General features: G+C 71.5%; 19 protein-coding genes. 8 read left to right on the plus strand and 11 right to left on the minus strand.

The genetic code is table 11. From position 1 onward, the window contains the following. The first annotated feature begins 72 nt into the window (after positions 1-72). Positions 73-1,227, plus strand: a complete 1,155-nt coding sequence (locus ABGB12_RS07940) for a M20 family metallopeptidase (protein ID WP_347675613.1) — start codon at positions 73-75, stop codon at positions 1,225-1,227. Positions 1,228-1,241: 14 nt separating this feature from the next. On the opposite strand, the gene ABGB12_RS07945 is transcribed toward ABGB12_RS07940, so the two are convergent. The 4 genes from ABGB12_RS07945 to ABGB12_RS07960 form a co-directional block, all read right to left on the minus strand. Then, positions 1,242-1,820: a hypothetical protein gene (locus ABGB12_RS07945; RefSeq protein WP_347675614.1), complete on the minus strand. Its 579-nt coding sequence runs from the start codon at positions 1,818-1,820 to the stop codon at positions 1,242-1,244. A 320-nt stretch (positions 1,821-2,140) separates the two neighbouring features. Then, on the minus strand, positions 2,141-2,269 hold the full coding sequence (locus ABGB12_RS07950; protein WP_347675615.1) for a hypothetical protein: 129 nt from the start codon (positions 2,267-2,269) through the stop codon (positions 2,141-2,143). Positions 2,270-2,598: 329 nt separating this feature from the next. Further along, positions 2,599-3,807, minus strand: coding sequence for a S8 family serine peptidase (locus tag ABGB12_RS07955; protein ID WP_347675616.1), 1,209 nt, complete (start codon positions 3,805-3,807; stop codon positions 2,599-2,601). Positions 3,808-4,014: 207 nt separating this feature from the next. After that, on the minus strand, positions 4,015-5,223 hold the full coding sequence (locus tag ABGB12_RS07960; RefSeq protein WP_347675617.1) for a S8 family serine peptidase: 1,209 nt from the start codon (positions 5,221-5,223) through the stop codon (positions 4,015-4,017). 315 nt (positions 5,224-5,538) lie between these two features. Between ABGB12_RS07960 and ABGB12_RS07965 the strand changes: the two genes are divergently transcribed. Together ABGB12_RS07965 and ABGB12_RS07970 are read left to right on the plus strand one after the other, a co-directional pair. Continuing rightward, on the plus strand, positions 5,539-6,321 hold the full coding sequence (locus ABGB12_RS07965) for an SAM-dependent methyltransferase (RefSeq protein WP_347675618.1): 783 nt from the start codon (positions 5,539-5,541) through the stop codon (positions 6,319-6,321). A gap of 7 nt (positions 6,322-6,328) precedes the next feature. Continuing rightward, the gene (locus ABGB12_RS07970; RefSeq protein WP_347675619.1) at positions 6,329-7,234 is read left to right on the plus strand and encodes a helix-turn-helix transcriptional regulator; all 906 of its coding nucleotides are present in this window, start codon (positions 6,329-6,331) and stop codon (positions 7,232-7,234) included. 81 nt (positions 7,235-7,315) lie between these two features. Here the strand turns inward: ABGB12_RS07970 and ABGB12_RS07975 are convergent, their stop codons facing one another. Beyond that, on the minus strand, positions 7,316-8,083 hold the full coding sequence (locus ABGB12_RS07975; protein ID WP_347675620.1) for a neutral zinc metallopeptidase: 768 nt from the start codon (positions 8,081-8,083) through the stop codon (positions 7,316-7,318). A gap of 99 nt (positions 8,084-8,182) precedes the next feature. After that, a complete protein-coding gene (locus ABGB12_RS07980; RefSeq protein WP_347675621.1) occupies positions 8,183-9,298 on the minus strand; it encodes an ROK family transcriptional regulator in 1,116 nt (371 codons plus the stop codon). A gap of 70 nt (positions 9,299-9,368) precedes the next feature. Between ABGB12_RS07980 and xylA the strand changes: the two genes are divergently transcribed. From xylA to ABGB12_RS08000, 4 genes are all read left to right on the plus strand, one after another. Beyond that, entirely contained in the window at positions 9,369-10,514 is a 1,146-nt protein-coding gene (gene xylA / locus ABGB12_RS07985) for a xylose isomerase (protein WP_347675622.1), read from the plus strand. Continuing rightward, complete coding sequence (gene xylB / locus ABGB12_RS07990) at positions 10,511-11,869, plus strand: xylulokinase (protein ID WP_347675623.1); 1,359 nt, start codon at positions 10,511-10,513, stop codon at positions 11,867-11,869. Before xylA ends, xylB begins: the two co-directional genes overlap by 4 nt. A 133-nt stretch (positions 11,870-12,002) precedes the next feature. Continuing rightward, positions 12,003-12,362 carry a divalent-cation tolerance protein CutA gene (gene cutA / locus ABGB12_RS07995; RefSeq protein WP_347675624.1) on the plus strand — a complete coding sequence of 120 codons (360 nt, stop codon included), beginning with the start codon at positions 12,003-12,005 and terminating at the stop codon, positions 12,360-12,362. 69 nt (positions 12,363-12,431) lie between these two features. Then, positions 12,432-13,274 (plus strand): oxygenase MpaB family protein, encoded by an 843-nt coding sequence (locus ABGB12_RS08000; protein WP_347675625.1) that lies wholly within the window; start codon positions 12,432-12,434, stop codon positions 13,272-13,274. Here ABGB12_RS08000 and ABGB12_RS08005 read toward each other — a convergent pair. Then, a complete protein-coding gene (locus ABGB12_RS08005) occupies positions 13,258-13,542 on the minus strand; it encodes a metal-sensitive transcriptional regulator (RefSeq protein ID WP_347675626.1) in 285 nt (94 codons plus the stop codon). The two genes, ABGB12_RS08000 and ABGB12_RS08005, sit on opposite strands and share 17 nt — an antisense overlap. Positions 13,543-13,654: 112 nt before the next feature. Between ABGB12_RS08005 and ABGB12_RS08010 the strand changes: the two genes are divergently transcribed. Beyond that, positions 13,655-13,855: a cation transporter gene (locus ABGB12_RS08010; protein ID WP_347675627.1), complete on the plus strand. Its 201-nt coding sequence runs from the start codon at positions 13,655-13,657 to the stop codon at positions 13,853-13,855. Positions 13,856-13,945: 90 nt separating this feature from the next. Here ABGB12_RS08010 and ABGB12_RS08015 read toward each other — a convergent pair whose 3' ends face one another. The 4 genes from ABGB12_RS08015 to ABGB12_RS08030 form a co-directional block, all read right to left on the minus strand. After that, complete coding sequence (locus ABGB12_RS08015) at positions 13,946-14,530, minus strand: histidine phosphatase family protein (protein ID WP_347675628.1); 585 nt, start codon at positions 14,528-14,530, stop codon at positions 13,946-13,948. 10 nt (positions 14,531-14,540) lie between these two features. Beyond that, entirely contained in the window at positions 14,541-15,671 is a 1,131-nt protein-coding gene (gene ald / locus ABGB12_RS08020) for an alanine dehydrogenase (protein ID WP_347675629.1), read from the minus strand. A 152-nt stretch (positions 15,672-15,823) separates the two neighbouring features. Further along, the gene (locus ABGB12_RS08025) at positions 15,824-16,951 is read right to left on the minus strand and encodes a glycerate kinase (protein WP_347675630.1); all 1,128 of its coding nucleotides are present in this window, start codon (positions 16,949-16,951) and stop codon (positions 15,824-15,826) included. Positions 16,952-17,096: 145 nt separating this feature from the next. Continuing rightward, positions 17,097-18,488: an NCS2 family permease gene (locus tag ABGB12_RS08030; RefSeq protein ID WP_347675631.1), complete on the minus strand. Its 1,392-nt coding sequence runs from the start codon at positions 18,486-18,488 to the stop codon at positions 17,097-17,099. Between the last annotated feature and the right edge of the window lie 45 nt (positions 18,489-18,533).

The following is an 18,533-nucleotide window of genomic DNA, read 5'->3' on the forward strand; positions in this document are numbered from 1 at the left end:
GAGCGCCGAGAATTACCTCAAATAACCCCATAGGGGGATGAAACTCCATTCATGGTGCAGTAAAAATACTTCATGCCCCCCGAGCCGGACGAGACCCTCCACCGCAAACTTCGCACGGCCGTCGCGGACGAAATCCCCGCGGCGATCGAGCTGCGGCACCGCCTGCACGCCGAGCCCCGGATCTCCGGCCAGGAGGAGGACACCGCCCGCGAGGTCGTGGCGGCCCTGGACGCCGGGCCCGGAGAACGCGTGGCGGGGACCGGCCGCCTCCTGCGGATCGGCGGGGAGGGGCCGGCCGTGGTGCTGCGCGCCGAACTCGACGCCCTGCCGATGACCGAGCGGACCGGGGCGCCCTGGAGCGCGACCGGAGCCGCCATGCACGCCTGCGGCCACGACGTCCACCTCGCCGCGCTCGTCGCCGTCTGCCGCGCCGCGGCCAGGATCGGCCCGGACGTCCCGATCCTGGCCCTCCTGCAGCCGCGGGAGGAGACCCACCCCTCCGGAGCCGAGGACGTCGTGCGGTCGGGCGTCCTGGAAGGCGCCATCGCGGTGGTCGGCGCCCACGTCCAGCCGCGGCTGCCCGCCGGGGTCGTCGGCGCCACCCCCGGGCCGGTCAACGCCGCCGCCGACGAGTTCGAGATCGTCGTGACCGGTGCGGGCGGCCACGCGGGCTACCCCCACCTGACCCGTGACCCCGTCCTGGCCGTGTGCCAGGTCGTCGTCGCCCTCCAGCACCTGGCGTCCCGCCGGTTCGACCCCGTGCTGGGCGCGTCCTGCACCGTCGGCCACATCACCGGGGGGAGCGCCGCGAACGTCGTCCCGGACACCGCGGCGGCGCGCGGCACCGTCCGGGTCATGCGGGACGAGGACCGCGCCGAGGCGGCCCGGCTCATCACCGAGATCGCCGCGCACACCGCCGCCGCCTTCGGCTGCACCGCCGAGACCCGCATCCACCCCCTGGAACCGGTCCTGCGCAACGACCCGGACCTGGCCGACCGCGCGACCGGAGTCCTCAACGGCTTCGGCATCCCGGTGGACCGCACGTTCAGGTCCTATGGAGCCGACGACTTCTCGCACTACTGCCACGGCGCCCGCGGCCTCATGCTCTTCGTCGGCACCGACCCGTCGGCTCCGGGCCTGCATCACCCGGCCTTCCTGCCGGGCGACGAGGTCGTCGGACGGGTCGCCGACGCCCTGGTGGCCGGATACCTGGCCGCCGCGACCTGAGCGCCGGCCCCGGATCAGCGCTTCGTTCCGGAGCCGCGCGGACGGGGAGGGGCCGCCGATCCGGACCGGGCCGAGCAGAAGAGGAAGGCCAGGACCAGGAGGCCGACGATCGGCCACGCCCAGAGGAACGACTCGTCGGACTTGACCTCGACGGTCAGCAGGCAGACCACGGAGATCAAGGACGACCAGGACAGGAACCACAGGAGCCCGTTCGGACGGGAGCCGCGTCTCCCGCCGCGCGGAGGCCGGGGTCGGGGTTCGGGCCGGGAGACGGGAGGGGGCCGTTCTCCTCGCCGCCGGACCTGGCGGGGGCCGGGGCCCCGGCGGTCCGAGGCGGGACGCCCGAAGTCCTGCACGGTGCGGCCGGTTCCGTCCGCCACGGTCCGTCCGGGATCGTCCGCCGTGGTCCGTCCGGGGTCGTCCGAGACCGGCCGCCTGGGTGCCGCGGTCGAGTGGCGTCCGGTCGGGGGCCGTTGCGGGGCGACGACCGGACTGGGGGCGGGCGGTCGCTGGGCCGGCGGCCTCCGCCTGACGGGAGGCGGCGCGGCGGCCCGGTCCTGCCCGGTCCGGTTCGGGGCGGGCGGAGCGGTCACGGGCCGGAGCGGTCCTGAGGCGTTTGCGCTCGGCGGGTTCCCGCCGGGAGTCGCGGGGTCGCGTCCACGGAACCGCCCATGGGAGGCGGGGGGCGTGAACCCAGGAGGCGTTGGATCGCTCACGGCAGAACTCCACGCGGTGCGGTATGCAGGCAAACCAGTCCTATCAGACAGACGGCTAGAGGTTCACCTTTATCTTGGCTTTTCGCGATGGATATTGATCCGTTATGGAGCGCCGGGGGGGGTCACGGAAAACGCCGATCCCCGGGTCCTCCCCCCGCAGGGGAGGCCCGGGGACCGGTATCAGCCCGAGTGCTGCCTCAGATCTGGGTGCGGCGCGGGTTGGCAGTGCTGGTCGGCCAGTTGGCGAGCGCGGCGGCCACTTCGTCGTCGGCGGCGACGGGCGTCTCGATCTCCTCGTTCACGGAGGTGGGCGACTGGTCGGTCACGGCTGCTTGTTCCCTTCGCTCTTCTTCGGACTCCGGTGCGCGGCCGGGGGCCGGACGGAGACGACGGATGATGTTACCAGCCAAGGATATCCGCCCTCCTCCCGCGCCCGGGAGCGGTCAGGGCAATCCCGGGGCGGCCATTTACTGCCATATGCCAAAAAACTAAGATTTACCTGGATGTTAAGGCAAGGTCTGAAGGTCCCGAAGCCGGGGGTGGCGGCGGCCCCGGGGCGGAGTGCGGGGCGGAAACCGCCTGGTGGGGTACGAGGTGTCACTCTGGGTGAGTGGAATCACTTTGTCTCTTTAATTAGCTTTCCGTTGCTTTTTTCCTAGAGGCGCGTGACGTTGAGCAGACGCTCCTGAACGCCGTCGGGATCGTCGGCGGAGTTCCAGTCGGTCGTCCCGGCGCTCTGCAGGGCGCTCTTCACCGCGGCGGGCGAGGCCGTCGGGTGGGCGGCCTTGTAGCGGGCGGCGGCGCCCGCGGCGTGCGGAGCCGCCATGGAGGTGCCCGAACTGGTGCTGTAGCCGCCCTTGATCCAGGTGGAGCGGATGCAGGCGCCGGGGGCGATGAGGTCGATGTCACGGCCGTGGTTGGAGAAGTTCGCGAAGGTGTCGTCCTGGTCGGCGACGCAGGTGGACTGCGCCTTGCCGCCGGGCAGCCCGTCGAAGTCGGCCAGCGCGCTGACGGTGATCACCTCGTCGTAGGAGGCCGGCACGTGCTTCGCGGAGTCGACGGAGGAGTTGCCCGCGGCCACCGTGTAGGTGACGCCGGCGGCCACCGACGTGCAGATCGCCTGGTGCAGGGCGTCACGGGCGGTGTTGCCGCAGGCGCCGTCGTCGGTGCCGGTGGCGCCGAGGCTCAGGTTGGCGACCTCGATCTCGCCGGCGTGGGCGGTGACGTGGTCGATGCCGCAGATGATCGAGGAGAAGGTGCCGTTCCCGGAGTCGTCGAGCACCCGGACCGGCCACACCCGCGCGCCCGGCGCGACGCCGACCACGCCTTCGCCGTCGTCGAGGGCGCCGATCGTGCCGGCGACGTGGGTGCCGTGGCCGTTGCCGTCCTGGGCGCCGGTCCCCCCGGTGCAGTTCTTGGCCCCGGCGGTGTGCACGTTGAGGTCGGGGTGGTCCGACTGGATCCCGGTGTCGATCACCGCGACGTCCACGTCGATCCGTTCGCCGGCGGAGCCGCCGCCGGAGGAGCGTCTGGGCTCGGCGTCGACGCGGTCGACGCCCGTGGGAACCGTCTGGGCCTCCAGTCGGACGCTGCGGTCGGGCTGGACGAACCGCACCCGGGGGTCCTCGGTGATCTTCTTGGCGACGGCGGGCGTCATGGCCGCCGCGTAACCGTGCAGGGCGTGGTCGTAGGTGTGCAGGACCTTGGCGCTGTACTCCCCGGAGTGCTGCCGGGCGACCGAGACGGAGTCGCTGCCCTTCTTCAGCACCACGATGTAGCCGGCGGGGGGATCGGCCAGGACGGGGGGCGCGGCGAGGGCGGAGAGGACGGCGGCCGTCAGGACGGCGGAGGTCGAGCGACGCATGCGGAATTCCTCCGGAATTGAATCCGTCACGGGATTTCGAATCGCTCATGGTAATCCGCCCTGTGGTTTGTTGAGATTCTTTCCCGCTCCAGGGAAATGCGTGTCGACGGCAAATATGCCGTTTGGTGCGCAACGCAAGGAGTTCGACGGACGCCCCAGGACGGAGGACCGCCCGGGCCGTGGCCCGGGCGGCGAAGGAGTCGGGGATCAGAAGCCGGCCACGTTGAGGAGCTTCTCCTTGATGCCGTCGGGGTCGTCGGAGTTCGTCCAGTTGGTGGTGCCGGCGCTCTGCAGGGCGCTCTTCACCGCGGAGGGCGAGGCCGTCGGGTGGGTGGCCTTGTAGAGGGCGGCGGCGCCCGCCACGTGCGGGGTCGCCATCGAGGTGCCGGAGATGGTGTTGTAGCCGCTGCCCGTCCAGGTCGAGTTGATGCAGACGCCGGGCGCGATGAGGTCGACGTCGGAGCCGTAGTTGGAGAAGTTCGCGAAGGTGTCGTCCACGTCGGAGCGGCAGGTGGCCGCCGCTCCGCCGCCGGGCAGGCCGTTGAAGTCGGCCAGGGCGCTGACGGTGATGACCTCGTTGTAGGAGGCCGGCACGTAGCCGGCGGAGTTGGCGGAGCTGTTGCCCGCGGCGACCGCGTAGGTGACGCCGGCGGCCACCGACGCGCAGATCGCCTGGTGCATGGCGTCGCCGTTGCTGTTGCCGCAGTTGTTGTCGTCGGTGCCGGAGCCGCCGAGGCTCAGGTTGGCGACCTCGATCTCGTCGGCGTTCGCCGTCACGTAGTCGATGCCGCAGATGATGGAGGAGAAGGTGCCGCTGCCGGAGTTGTTGAGCACCCGGATGGGCCACACCCGGGCGCCCGGCGCGACGCCGACGACCCCGCTGGTGTTGTCGATGGCGCCGATCGTGCCGGCGACGTGGGTGCCGTGGCCGTTGCCGTCGGCGGCGCTGGAGCCGGTGGAGCAGTTCTTGGCCCCGGCGGTGTAGACGTTCAGGTCGGGGTGGTTGAGCTGGATGCCGGTGTCGATCACCGCGACGTCCACGTTGACCCGCTCGTCGACGCCGTCGATGTCGGCGGTGGGGCTGGTCTCGGCGTCGACGCGGTTGATGCCGGTCGGCAGCGTCTGGGCCGCGACCGTCACCTTCTGGTCGACCTGGACGAACTGCACCCGCGAGTCCTTGGCGATCGCCTTGGCCGCGGAGGGGGCCATGTTCGCGGAGTAGCCGCGCAGGGCGTGGCTGTAGGTGCGGGTGAGCTTCGTCTTGTGCTTGTTGCCGTGCTCCTTGGCGACCTTCGAGGAGTCGTTGCCCTTCTTGAGCACCACGATGTAGTCGACGGCTTCTTCGGCCTGGACGGCGGGGGCGGTGGCGGCGACGAGGAACGCCGCTGCCAGGACGGACAGGAGGGAATGACGCATGGGGGTACTCCTCCAATTAAGGGGGATTTTCGGGAGCAAACGCATCTTCGAACGCCCTCCATGCGGGTGCCAGGGTCCAAATAAATCCGTTATTGTATTTTGACCAATTCCTAATAAAGTGCCAGGACCCTTGACAGTGCCGGTTTCGAGGAGGGTGGAACCTTCCTAAAATGGATGGTTAACCCACATGACACATGCCTGTCATATTGGCTAATTCTCATGGTGGCCGGAACTCTGGCCCGGTCCGGCGCTCCGGCGTGGCTCCCCTGTTCGAGGACGTCCGAGAAGGGGCATCTGAAAAGGGAAAGGAGCACCATGACCGAGCCCGTGATCGACAAGAGCGTCCCGAACTCCGCTCGGATCTGGAACTACTTCCTGGGCGGCAAGGACCACTACCCGGTCGACGAGGAGGCGGGGGACGCCTACCTGGCCGCCTTTCCCGGGATCGCGGACATCGCCAGGACCGGCCGGCTCTTCTTGGGCCGCGTCGTGCGATACCTGGTCCAGGAGGAGGGGATCGGCCAGTTCCTCGACATCGGGACGGGCCTGCCGACCGTCGACAACACCCACGAGCTGGCGCAGCGGGCCGACCCGTCCGCCCGGATCGTCTACGTGGACAACGACCCCCTCGTGCTCTCCCACGCGCGGGCGCTGCTGACCAGCACCCCCGAGGGTGCCACCGACTACATCGACGCCGACATGCGCGAGCCCGCCATGATCCTGGAGAAGACGCACGGGACGCTGGACTTCGACAGGCCCGTGGCCCTGACGCTGATGGGCGTCCTGGGGCATGTGGGCGACGACGGGGAGGCGCACGCCCTGGTGGCGGAGCTGCTGGACGGCCTGCCGCCGGGAAGCTTCCTCGCCCTGTACGACAGCCACGACGAGAACGCCGCGCTGAACGAGGCGCAGCAGCGCTACGACGGCACCGGGGCGGTGCCCTACAAGCTCCGGAGCAGGGCGCAGATCGAGGCGTTCTTCTCCGGCCTGGAGCTGGTGGAGCCGGGTGTCGTCCCGTGCCCGAGATGGCGCCCGGAGGTGGACTTCGGCGATGTTCCGGACAGTCCCACGCTCTGCGGGGTCGGGCGAAAGGCGTAGGAGGCGGATGAAGAAGAACCACATCGTGAGCGGACCGGCCGGACCGGCCGCCGCCATCGAGTGGCGGGCCGGTCCCACCGCGCCCCGGATGATCCTCGGAGCCCAGCTGCGCCGGCTCAGGGAGGCGGGGAACATCACCCGTGAGGTCGCGGCCGGCGCCATCCGCGGCTCCGAGTCGAAGATCAGCCGCATGGAGCTGGGTCGGCACAAGTTCAAGATCCGCGACCTCGAGGACCTGCTGGATCTGTACGGGGTCACCGAGGAGGCGGAGCGCTCCGTCCTGCTGGAGCTGGGCCGGCAGTCCGGCCTGCCCGGCTGGTGGCAGCCCTACAGCGACCTGGTCCCGTTGTGGTTCGAGTCCTGCCTCGGCCTGGAGCAGGCCGCCAGCGTCATCCGCTGCTACGAGATCCGCGCGGTCCACGACCTGCTGCAGACCCCCGACTACGCCAGGGCCGAGCTGGTCCGCCTCCACCCGGACGAGACCCGGGAGCGCGTCGCCCGGAGGGTGGAGCTGCGGCTGCACCGCCAGGACGTGCTGACCCGCCCCGGAGGCCCGCGCCTGTGGGTGGTCCTGGACGAGGCCGCGCTGCGCCGTCCGGCCGGGGACCTCGCGCTCATGCGCGCCCAGTTCGACCACCTGGCCGAGCTCTCCGCCCGCCCGAACGTCCGGATCCAGGTCCTGCCGTTCTCCTACGGGGTGCACGCCGCCAGCGGCACCCCGATCACCCTGATCCGGCTCCCCGCCGGCGACCTCCCCGACGTGGTCTTCCTGGAGCGCCGCTACGACGGCACCTACCCCGACCGTCCCGCCGAGGTCGGCCGCTACCGCCAGCTCGTCGACGAGCTCGGCACCCATGCCCTGCACCCCGAGCGGACCCCGGAGTTCCTCGACGGCGTCCTGCGCGAGCTCTGAGCCCGGCGGGCTCGCCGGGCTCGCGGACGAGGAGCCGCGCCGGGGTGGTCCTCACGGGACGCGGCTCCGTCCGTCCGGTCATCAGCTCTGGGCGAGGCAGCCGCGGATGCCCTTCTCACGTCCCTGTCCGAAGGCGGTGACGCGCTCGATGGCGTCGCCGTGGGCGCTGGGGTCGGTCCACGGGTAGTTGTCGCCGAAGGCCGACAGGGCGGTGCCGATCTCGGTGGTGTCGCCGTCCTCCCAGGTGAGGGTGCCGTCGGTCTGGGAGCCCCACAGGACGGCGCCGGCCAGGCAGTCGGCCTGCAGTTCGCCGGCCTCGGCGACCAGGCTCGTCTGGAGGCGGTTCTGGATGGCGTGGCCCCACTCGTGCGCGATGACGAGGTAGATCCAGGCGTCGCCCTGGGCGTAGCCGGTCTTCATCAGCTGGAAGTCCCAGGCGACGTAGTCCTCGGGGTTGCAGTAGTAGGCGTTGAACGCCTCGGCGATCTCGCCGCCGCAGGTGAAGCGGTTGGGGTCGCTGCCGTTGTAGGCGCCCAGGACGCGCGGCGGGGAGTAGGTGCCGGTGAAGAACTCCGACCAGTGGGTGCTCCAGTAGGTGTCGACGACCTGGATGGCGTCGTTGATCTCCTTGGTGACGTCGGCGTCGGAGAACTGCGTGTTGGGGTCGGGCTGGCCGCTCTGCGCGGGGGCGGGGGGCTGGTCACCGGCGTTGGGCGCCCCGGTGTTGGGGCCGGGCTTCATGGTGGGGACGTTGGTGGGCAGGGTCTGGACGTCACCCACTTGGAACTCGCAGCCCGCGGTGGTGGCCATGACGGCGGCCAGTGCGAGGGGGAGGAGGCGTTTGAACATGTCGTTCTCCGTGCGAAATCAGGGCGGGGGATCATCCATGTCTTCTGACTCCGCAAAGGGGAAAACGGTTCGCCTTTCGGACATTCGGCTCCGAGGTGTTCAGGCGAGTGAGGCGGGATCGGCCAGGACGCGGCGCAGCACCTGGCCCGCGGCTCCGAGAACCGCCGCGTCCGGGCCGGTGACGGCGGGGACGAGGGCGGGCGGGGCGGGGCGCAGGGCGCCGAGCCGCTCGTCGAGGACCGCCTCGACGGCCGGGGCCAGCCAGGGGAAGAGCGGGACGTAGCAGCCGCCCAGCACGATCGTGCCCGGATCGAGGAGGTTCACCGCCGAGGACAGTGCCAGGCCCAGGGCGCGGCCGGCCCGCCGGCACGCCGCGGCGGCCCGCGGGTCGTCCGCGGCGAGGGAGGCGGGATCGGGCAGGGAGCCCCGTCCCGCGTACACCTCCAGGCAGCCCCGGCTCCCGCACCGGCAGGCCGGGCCGCCGTCCGTGACGACCACGTGGCCCAGCTCGCCCGCCAGACCCGACGAACCGCGCAGGAGCCCGCCGTCGCGGACGAGACCCGCGCCGACGCCGATCTCGCCGGAGACGTAGAGGAAGTCACGGGGCGCGGCGCCGAACTCCAGCTCGCCCAGGGCCGCGAGGTTCGCCTCGTTCTCCACCGCGACGGGGGCGACGGAGAGGCGTGCGGCGATGTCGGCGGTCTCGACGTTCCGCCAGCCGAGATGGGGCGCGTGGTGGACGCGTCTTTCGCCGACCGTTCCCGGGACGGCGAGGACCGCCCCGGCGACGCGCAGGGACGGGACGCCGGCGAGGGTCTCGCCCGCCAGGCGGTCCAGCGCGGCCAGCACGGGCTCGGGGCGGCTCGCCCGGTTGTCGGCCCGGACGGTGCGCCGGGCCCGGACGGCCCCGGTCAGGTCGACGAGGCAGGCCGCCAGGTAGTCGACGTTGACCTCCAGCCCGAGGGCGGCGACGTGTTCGCCGCTCAGCCGCACCTCCACACCGGGCCTGCCGCGCTCCCCGCCGCGGGCGGCGGGAGCCTGCGCGACCAGCCCGGCGGAGAGCAGGTCGGCGACCAGGCTGGAGACCGTGGTCTTGGTCAGCCCGGTGAGCTCGGCGAGGGCGGCGCGGGTCAGCGGGCCGCCCCCGGCGATCTCGCCGAGGACCAGTGCCAGGTTGCGGGCGCGCATCGCCCCGTGGCGTACCGGCTGGTTCACGGTCTTGACGATGCCACCTCCCTGTGGTCCCCTTTAGTTCACATTATGGACTAAATAGAGGAGGCCGGGAATGCACGCCTACAAGCCCAAGCCCGAGGACCGCTTCACCTTCGGCCTGTGGACCGTCGGCTGGCAGGCCCGGGACCCGTTCGGCGACGCGACGCGGCCCCCGCTGGACCCGTCCGAGACCCTCCACCGCCTCGCCGAACTGGGCGCCTACGGCGTCACCTTCCACGACGACGACCTGACGGCCGTCGAACCCGACCGCGACAAGGCCGTCGAAAGCTTCAAACGCGCGCTCACCGAGACCGGCCTCAAGGTGCCGATGGCCACCACGAACCTCTTCACCCACCCCGTCTTCAAAGACGGCGCGTTCACCAGCAACGACCGCGACATCCGCCGGTACGCGCTGCGCAAGGTCATCCGCAACATCGACCTGGCAGTGGAACTCGGCGCGACCACCTATGTCTGCTGGGGCGGCCGCGAAGGAGCCGAATCCGACGCCGCGAAGGACGTCCGCGTCGCGCTCGACCGCTACAAGGAGGCCCTGGACGTCCTGACGTCCTACGTCATCGACCGGGGATACGACCTGCGTTTCGCGTTGGAACCCAAGCCCAACGAGCCGCGCGGCGACATCCTCCTGCCGACGATCGGCCACGCCCTGGCCTTCATCAACGAACTGGAGCACCCCGAACGGGTCGGCCTCAACCCCGAGGTCGGGCACGAGCAGATGGCCGGGCTCAACTTCACGCACGGCGTCGCCCAGGCGCTGTGGCACGGCAAGCTCTTCCACATCGACCTCAACGGCCAGCACGGACCCCGCTACGACCAGGACCTGATCTTCGGCCACGGAGACCTCAAGGGAGCCTTCTTCCTGGTGGACCTGCTGGAGTCCGGCGGCTACGACGGCCCCCGGCACTTCGACTACAAGCCGCTGCGCACCGAGACCGACGTCTGGCCGTCCGCCGCCGCCAACATGCGCACCTACCTGATCCTCAAGGAGAAGGCGGCGGCCTTCCGGGCCGACCCCGAGGTCGCCGAGGCGCTGGCCGCGACCCGCGCCCCCGAACTCGCCGCGCCCACGCTCGCCCCCGGCGAGGACCTCGACGGGCTGCTGGCCGAGGAGTTCGACCCGGACGTCGCCGGCCTGCGCGACAGCCACTACACCCGGCTGAACCAGCTGGCCCTGGAACACCTCATGGGAGTGCGGGGATGACCCTCGTCGCCGGGGTGGACTCCTCCACCCAGAGCTGCAAAGTGGTCATCCGGGACGCCGAGACGGGCGAAGCCGTCCGCGAAGGCGCCGCCCCGCACCCGCCCGGCACCGAGGTGGCGCCCGACGCCTGGTGGAACGCCTTCCTGCGGGCCGTCGAACGGGCCGGCGGACTGTCGGACGTGGCGGCCCTGAGCATCGCCGCCCAGCAGCACGGCATGATCTGCCTGGACGAGCGCGGCGGAGTCGTCCGGGACGCGCTGCTGTGGAACGACACCCGCTCGGCCTCCGCCGCCGCGGATCTGGTCGCCGAACGGGGCGCGCGCTGGTGGGCCGAGACGGTGGGCAGCGTTCCCGTGGCCTCCTTCACCGTCGCCAAGCTGCGCTGGCTGGCCGAACACGAACCGGACAACGCCCGCCGCACGGCTTCGGTCTGTCTGCCGCACGACTGGCTGACCCGCCGCCTCACCGGAGGGCTGACCACCGACCGGGGCGACGCCTCGGGCACCGGCTACTGGTCGCCCGCCACCGGCGAATACCGGCACGACGTGCTGAAGGACGCACTCGGAACGCTTCCGGAACCGCCGCGTGTGCTCGGTCCGCGCGAACAGGCGGGGGAGTGGGAGGGAAGGGCCGTCGCCTCCGGCACGGGCGACAACATGGCGGCCATGCTGGGCGTGGGAGGGACTCCGGGTGCCTCCGGAGATATCGTCGTGTCGATCGGCACGTCGGGGACCGCCTTCGCCGTCGCGGACACCCCCAGCGCGGACCCGTCGGGGAAGGTCGCCGGGTTCGCCGACGCCACCGGCCGCTACCTCCCTCTGGTGTGCACCCTCAACGCGGCCAGAGTCCTGGACGCGACCGCCTCCCTGCTCGGGGTGAGCCTCGAACGCCTCTCCGAGCTGGCCCTGAGCGCCCCGCCCGGAGCGGACGGCCTGGTGCTGCTGCCCTACCTGGAAGGGGAACGCACCCCCAATCTCCCGGACGCAGCCGGCTCCCTGCACGGGCTCCGCCCGTCCACCGCCACGCCCGCCCATATGGCACGAGCCGCCGTCGAAGGACTGCTGTGCCACCTGGCCGACGCCGTGGACGCGCTCGGACCCGACCCGGAACGGATCCTGCTCATCGGAGGAGGTGCGCGTTCCGAGGCCGTACGGCGTATCGCCCCGGCCGTCTTCGGCCGTCCCGTCCTCGTCCCCGAGCCGGGAGAGTATGTTGCGACCGGCGCGGCACGTCAGGCGGCCTGGCTGCTGGCGGGGACCCCCGACCCGCCGGAGTGGGCTTCGGCGGGTCGGGAGCGCTACGACGCCGAGCCCGTCCCCCGGATCAGAGAGCGCTACGCGGAGGTCAGGCCGTAGCAGGAGAGCGTGCCCGGGTCCGGGCGCGGGGTCAGCGCCGCGATGTCCACCGTCACCGCGATCGGGTCGTGACTCCGCGGGCCGTGCGCGTTGTCCAGCGGCTACGATCATTGGTGCGGGGAAGGAGCCCTTGATGGCGCAGGCTTACGTGCAGGTGACCACCACGACCGACGAACGGGCGGAGGCGGCCGAGCTGGCCGCCGCGGCGGTGTCCGAAAGACTGGCCGCGTGCGCCCAGGTCCTCGGTCCGATCGCCAGCACCTACTGGTGGGAGGGGGAGATCGAGACCGCCGAGGAGTGGATGGTCCTGTTCAAGACCACCGCGGACAGGTTCGAGGAACTGGCGGGGCTGATCAACGAACAGCATTCCTATGAGACACCCGAGATCATCGCCACCCCGGTGGTGGCCGGCAGCGCCGACTACCTGGGCTGGGTGAGCGAGCAGACCGTCGAGCCCGCGGTCGAGGAGGACGAGCTGGAGATCATCGACTGACGCTCGTTTGGTCTTGCCGCGGCCCGGTGACATATCGGAACATAAGGCGTCACTTACGGGAGAGTCGCCATGCAGAACGATGCCGCGCGAGACCACGGACTCTTCGGGCCGGGGTCGGTGACCTGGCGGATCATGGGCGAGCCGGTGCTGGTGGTCGGCGGACTCCGGGCCCTGCTGCTGCAGGCGCTGCACCCCCACTCGATGTGGGGCACCGCGCAGAACTCCGCGCTGATGGACCCCGAGGCGGCCTGGGCGCGCCTGGGGCGCACCATCGAATTCGTCGGCGTCCGCACCTGGGGCGACCTCGAGGAGGTCGAACGGGTCGGGCGCCGGGTGCGCAAGCTGCATTCCAAGCTGAGCGGAATCGACCAGCGGACGGGTGAGGCCTTCCGGGTGGACGACCCGGAGAACCTCCTGTGGGTGCACCTGGGCGAGGTCGACTCCTACCTGGACGTCGCCCGGCGGTCGGGACTCCCGCTGAGCCGCCAGGAGTGCGACCGCTTCGTGGACGAGCAGCGCCGCGCCGCCGAGGTCGTCGGCCTCGACCCCGCGGACGTCCCGGCCTCGGTGGGCGAGATGCGGGACTACTACCGGGCGATGCGCCCGCACCTGTACGCCTGCCACGAGGCGCGGGAGAGCCTGCGCCGGCTGTTCAACCCCCCGGTGCCCATGCCCTACACCCCGTTGAAACTCGCCGCGCCGTCGCTGGCCGTGCTGGTGGTGTCGACGCTGCCGCGCTGGGCGCGGCGGATGTACGGGCTGCCCGGCCTGCCGACGTCCGACCTGGCGGCGACGGCGACGCTCAAGACGCTCTACCGGGCCAGCCGGCTGGTGCCCTCTTCACTGCGCTACCCGCCGGAGGCCCGGCGCGCCCACGAGTTGACCCGGGAGGCGCTCAGCCACGCCGCATGAGCCTGCCGACGGCCGCCATGAGCTCCTCGGACATCTCCTCCGACTTGCCCTCCTGCGCGCTCAGCGCGACGCAGTGCCGGACGTGGCCGTCCAGCAGGCCCAGGGCGACCTTGTCGAGGGCCGCCTGGATCGCGCTGATCTGGGTGAGGACGTCGATGCAGTAGCGGTCGTCCTCGACCATGCGCTCGATGCCGCGCACCTGGCCTTCGATCCGGCGCAGTCTGGTCTGCAGCTGTTCCTTGGTCGCGGTGTAGCCGCGGGTGGTCATGGCGGGCCTCACATTCGCAGGGCGGGTGCGGCATCAGAGTACCCAGCCCCCAGAGGGTATGCTAAGTTCCTGGCTTGATACCCATACCCGGTATACCTATGAGGAGGGTCACATGTCCGACCGCACCTACACCGTCAAGGGCATGACCTGCGGCCACTGCAAGGCCTCCGTCACCGAGGAGATCACCGAGCTTCCCGGCGTCACCGGGGTGGACGTCGACCTCGAGACCGGCAGGGTCACCGTCGCAGGCGAGGGCTTCACCGACGAGGAGATCCGCAAGGCCGTCGAAGAGGCCGGCTACCAGGTCGTCTGATCGATCACCGCGTTGCGGGCCGCGGTGCCGCAGGGTCAGCCGTCATCGACAGGTCACTCAAAGCGATGATCCCATAGGGGGCGGGTCGGTTCAGGACGGGGGGACGTTCCAGGAGGTGATGACCTCCCGGCCGTGCTCCAGGCCCAGCGTGCAGGTGGTCCCCGTCCGCAGGGCGAACAGCCTGCCGTGGTCGGCGGGCAGGCCCAGCCACCGCGCGGTCAGGATGCGCAGCAGGTGACCGTGGGCCACCAGCGCCACGTCCCCCGACTCCAGGTGGGGGCGGACCGCGGCGATCACCCGGTCGCAGCGCTCGCCGACCGCCCGGACCGTCTCGCCGGGCGTGGCGCCGGGGACGATCTCGTGGGTCCAGACCGCCCAGCCGGGGATCTCCTGGCGGATCTCCGCGGTGGTGCGGCCCTCGTACCCGCCGTAGTCCCACTCCCACAGGTCGTCCAGCGGCTCGGCCCCGGGCAGCCCCGCCAGGCGCGCGGTGGCGCGGGCCCGCAGTGCGGGGGAGCAGAAGGCACACACGATGTGGCGCGCGGCCACCCGGGGCGCGAGAGCGGAAGCCTCCTCCTCCCCGCGCGGCGTGAGCGGGAGGTCGGTCCGGCCGGTGTGCTTGCGCATCCGGCTCCACTCGGTCTCTCCGTGGCGCAGGATCAGCAGTTCCCCCATGGAGGTCACGTTACGGGACGGTGCCTTCGTCCAGAAGATCCGTGACCGGAGTGAAAGGCAGCCCGTGCGCCAGGGCGACCCCGCCGTGCGTGAGCCGCCCCGCGTGCGTGTTGAGGCCCGGCGCCAGCGCCGGATCCTCGCGGAGGGCCCTCCGCCAGCCCTTGCCGGCCAGTGCCAGCGCGTAGGGAAGCGTGACGTTGGACAACGCGTGCGTCGAGGTGTGGGGCACCGCGCCCGGCATGTTGGTGACGCAGTAGAAGACCGACTCGTGGACCCGGTACGTCGGGTCGGTGTGGGTGGTGGGGCGGGAGTCCTCGAAACAGCCGCCCTGGTCGATCGAGATGTCCACCAGCACCGACCCGGGCCGCATCCGGCCGACCAGTTCATGGGAGATCACGGTCGGGGCCTTGGCGCCGGGGATGAGCACCGCGCCGATCACCAGGTCCGAGCGGACCGCCTGGCGCTCCACTTCGTAGGCGCTGGAGACGAGGGTCCTGATCCGGCCCTCGTACACCGAGTCGATCTGGCGGAGCCGCTCGACGTTGACGTCCACGACCGTCACCCGTGCGCCCAGGCCCATCGCGATCCGGGCGGCGTTCAGCCCGGCCACCCCGGCGCCCAGCACCAGCACCTCGGCCGGAGGAACTCCCGGCACCCCGCCGGGCAGCAGCCCCCGCCCGCCGTTGAAGCTCAGCAGGTGGTGGGCGCCGACCTGGGGGGCGAGCCGCCCGGCCACCTCCGACATGGGCGCCAACAGCGGCAGCGCCCCGCCGGGAGTCTGCACCGTCTCGTAGGCGATCGCGGTGGTCCCGGAGGCCAGCAGCGCGTCCGTGCACTCGCGGGAGGCGGCCAGATGCAGGTAGGTGAAGAGGATCTGCCCCTCGCGCATCCGGTGGTACTCCGAGGGCACCGGCTCCTTGACCTTGAGGACCAGCTCGCCCTCGGCCCACACCTCGTCCGCGGAGTCCAGGAGCTTGGCCCCCGCCTGGGCGTACTCCTCGTCGGGCAGGGCCGAACCGGTCCCCGCTCCGCGTTCGACGAACACCTCGTGGCCCGCGCGGACGAGTTCGTGCGCACCCGCCGGGGTGATCGCCACCCGGTCCTCGTGATCCTTGACCTCGCGTGGAATGCCGACCTTCACCGATTGCCTCCAGGTACGCGGGACGCGGGCCGCGTCCGTCCTCCCAGGGTGCGCCACGGCCCGCACCGCTCGCCAGCCGCACTGTGTACGGCTCCGCGCGGCTTCGGCGACACAGTGTCAGCCGCGCCTCGAGGAAGGCTTCCCGCTCGGGCTCACAGCCACTCCTCGGCGATGACGAAGGCGAGCCGCTCCAGCAGCGGGCCCGCGGCGCTGATGCAGCGCTCCACATCGGGTTCCAGGTCGGTGAGCGAGTAGGCGGCGCTGATCCGCGCGCGGCGCAGCTGCTCCCCGGTGAGCGCCCTGCGGCCGCAGACGGCCACCACCGGGACGTTCGCCCGGGCCGCGGAGCGGGCCACTCCGACCGGGGCCTTGCCGCGCAGGGTCTGGGCGTCCAGCGAGCCCTCCCCGGTGATCACCAGCCGGGCGCCGGCCAGCCGCCGGGTGAAGCCGAGCAGGTCCAGCAGGTAGCCGATGCCCGGCTCGACCCTGGCGCCGAGGAAGGTCATCGCGGCGAAACCGACCCCGCCGGCCGCGCCCGCCCCCGGACGGTCCCGGGCGGTCCGGCGCGTGGCGGCCTCGGCCAGGTCCGCCCAGCGCTGCAGCCCGGCCTCCAGGACCTTCACGCCGTCCCGCCCCGCGCCCTTCTGCGGCGCGTAGACGGCCGCGGCGCCCTCCCGGCCCAGCAGCGGGTTGTCGACGTCGGAGGCGACGACGATCTCGAGGCCGGCCAGGTCGTTGAACCCGCGCAGGTCCAGCGCGTGCAGCATGCGCAGCGCGGCCCCGCCGGGCGGCAGCTGGTGGCCCTTGGCGTCCAGGAGCCGGGCGCCGAGGGCCTGGACCATCCCGGCGCCGCCGTCGGTGCAGGCGCTGCCGCCCAGGCCCAGCACGATCCTGCGGGCCCCGCTCCGGGCGGCGGCGAGGACGAGCTGGCCGGTGCCGAGGCTGGAGGCGGTCATCGGTTGGGGCCGTCCGCCCGGCAGCCGGTGCAGCCCGGAGGCCTCGGCCAGCTCCACCACGGCGGTGTCGCCGCGGACCGCGTAGGCGGCTTCGACCGGTTCGCCCGTGGGGCCCGCGACCCGCGCGGTCCGCCGTTCGAACCCGGCGGCGATGGCGGCCTCGGCCGTGCCGTCGCCCCCGTCGGCGACGGGCAGGGTCACGAGCGGGACGTCGGGCCGGTGCCGGGCCAGCCCCGCGGCCAGATGAGCGGCGGCCTGGGACGCGCTGAGCGAACCTTTGAACTTGTCCGGGGAGATGAGAACGTGCCCGGTGGGTGAAGCCACCACATGCCTTTCTGGCCGTGAATCAGCAGGGAGAGCTCCATTCAAGCCCACCCGGGCCGCCGGCAGGCGAGAGTGTCCCAGCCGATACACAAACGGCTGCCCGGAGCCTCTTGCCAAGGCTCCGGGCAGCCGTTCCCGCGTTCTCTCAGAGGCCCAGCAGCTGCTGCACGGGGTCGAGCGCGAAGAAGACCGCGAAGACCGCGGTGATGAGCCACAGCAGCCAGCCCGTGCGGCGGCCCAGCGCGGTGCGCACGACGGTGTAGGCGACGATTCCGGCGCCGATGCCGGTGGTGATCGAGTAGGTGAAGGGCATCATCACCACGGTCACGAACGCCGGGATGACGATCTCGGGGTCGGACCAGTCGATCTTGGCGACCTGGGCCATCATCAGCGAGCCGACGATCACCAGTGCGGGGGCGGCGGCCTGGGTCGGGACCACCGAGGCCAGCGGGGTGAAGAAGAGGGTGACCGTGAACAGCAGGCCGGTGACCAGGTTGGCCAGGCCGGTCCGGGCGCCCTCGCCGATGCCGGCGGCGGACTCGACGAAGACGGTGTTGGCCGAGGAACTGGTGACACCGCCCAGCGCCGCGGAGACGCCGTCGACGGTGAGGATCCGGCCCAGGCCGGGCACCTGGCCCTGCTCGTCGGCGGTCCCGGCCTCCTCGCTGAGTCCCACGATGGTGCCCATGGCGTCGAAGAAGCCCGACAGCACCAGGGTGAACAGGACGACCACCGCGGTGACGACGCCGGCCTGGCCGAAGCCGCCGAACAGGTCGAACTGCCCGAACAGCGAGAGGTCGGGCGCGGCCAGCAGCCGCTCGGGCAGCTGCGGCACCACCAGGCCCCATTGTTCGCCGGGGACGGTGGCGACGGAGTTGATCGCCGTGGCCATGGCGGTGCCGGCGATGATGCTGATGAGGATGGCGCCGGGAACCCTGCGCACGTGCAGCACGAACATCAGCAGCAGGGTCGCCGTGAAGACGAGGATCGGCCAGCCCTGCAGCTTCCCGCCCTGGCCGAGGGTGAGCACGGTGCCCTCCCCCGAGCTGACGAACCCGGCGTCGACCAGGCCGATGAGGGCGATGAAGGCGCCGATCCCCGCGGTGATGGCGTACTTGAGCGCCAGCGGGATGGAGTCCATGATCATCTTCCGGACCCCGGTGACGGCCAGCAGTACGATGATCACGCCCTCCAGCACCACCAGGCCCATGGCCTGCGGCCAGGTCATCTGGGGGGCCGCCTGGTAGGCCACGACGGCGTTGATGCCCAGGCCGGAGGCGACGGCCATCGGCACGTTCCCGACCAGGCCCATGAGGATGGTGGAGATCGCCGCCGACAGCGCGGTCATCGCGGTGAGCTGGGGGATCGACAGCTGTGCGCCGGTCACGTCAGTGGCGCCGCCGAGGATGATCGGGTTCAGCAGCAGGATGTAGGCCATCGCCACGAAGGTGGTGATTCCGCCCCGGAACTCGCGGCCCACGGTGGTCCGCCGTTCCGACAGGGCGAAGCGCCGATCCAGCACCGAGCTTGCCGCCATTAGGGTCCTTCCATAAAAACGTGAACCGATGTCCTTAATCGGTTC

This window comes from Actinocorallia sp. B10E7 (genome assembly GCF_039871655.1).
Lineage (GTDB): Bacteria > Actinomycetota > Actinomycetes > Streptosporangiales > Streptosporangiaceae > Actinocorallia.

What these genes read in the sequence shown, in the direction of transcription:
- ABGB12_RS07940 (WP_347675613.1), top strand. Translation starts at nt 73, where the DNA reads ATGCCCCCCGAGCCGGACGAGACCCTCCACCGCAAACTTCGCACGGCC.
- ABGB12_RS07955 (WP_347675616.1), bottom strand. Translation starts at nt 3,807, where the DNA reads ATGCGTCGCTCGACCTCCGCCGTCCTGACGGCCGCCGTCCTCTCCGCC.
- ABGB12_RS07960 (WP_347675617.1), bottom strand. Translation starts at nt 5,223, where the DNA reads ATGCGTCATTCCCTCCTGTCCGTCCTGGCAGCGGCGTTCCTCGTCGCC.
- ABGB12_RS07965 (WP_347675618.1), top strand. Translation starts at nt 5,539, where the DNA reads ATGACCGAGCCCGTGATCGACAAGAGCGTCCCGAACTCCGCTCGGATC.
- ABGB12_RS07970 (WP_347675619.1), top strand. Translation starts at nt 6,329, where the DNA reads ATGAAGAAGAACCACATCGTGAGCGGACCGGCCGGACCGGCCGCCGCC.
- ABGB12_RS07975 (WP_347675620.1), bottom strand. Translation starts at nt 8,083, where the DNA reads ATGTTCAAACGCCTCCTCCCCCTCGCACTGGCCGCCGTCATGGCCACC.
- xylA (WP_347675622.1), top strand. Translation starts at nt 9,369, where the DNA reads ATGCACGCCTACAAGCCCAAGCCCGAGGACCGCTTCACCTTCGGCCTG.
- xylB (WP_347675623.1), top strand. Translation starts at nt 10,511, where the DNA reads ATGACCCTCGTCGCCGGGGTGGACTCCTCCACCCAGAGCTGCAAAGTG.
- cutA (WP_347675624.1), top strand. Translation starts at nt 12,003, where the DNA reads ATGGCGCAGGCTTACGTGCAGGTGACCACCACGACCGACGAACGGGCG.
- ABGB12_RS08000 (WP_347675625.1), top strand. Translation starts at nt 12,432, where the DNA reads ATGCAGAACGATGCCGCGCGAGACCACGGACTCTTCGGGCCGGGGTCG.
- ABGB12_RS08005 (WP_347675626.1), bottom strand. Translation starts at nt 13,542, where the DNA reads ATGACCACCCGCGGCTACACCGCGACCAAGGAACAGCTGCAGACCAGA.
- ABGB12_RS08010 (WP_347675627.1), top strand. Translation starts at nt 13,655, where the DNA reads ATGTCCGACCGCACCTACACCGTCAAGGGCATGACCTGCGGCCACTGC.
- ABGB12_RS08015 (WP_347675628.1), bottom strand. Translation starts at nt 14,530, where the DNA reads ATGGGGGAACTGCTGATCCTGCGCCACGGAGAGACCGAGTGGAGCCGG.
- ABGB12_RS08030 (WP_347675631.1), bottom strand. Translation starts at nt 18,488, where the DNA reads ATGGCGGCAAGCTCGGTGCTGGATCGGCGCTTCGCCCTGTCGGAACGG.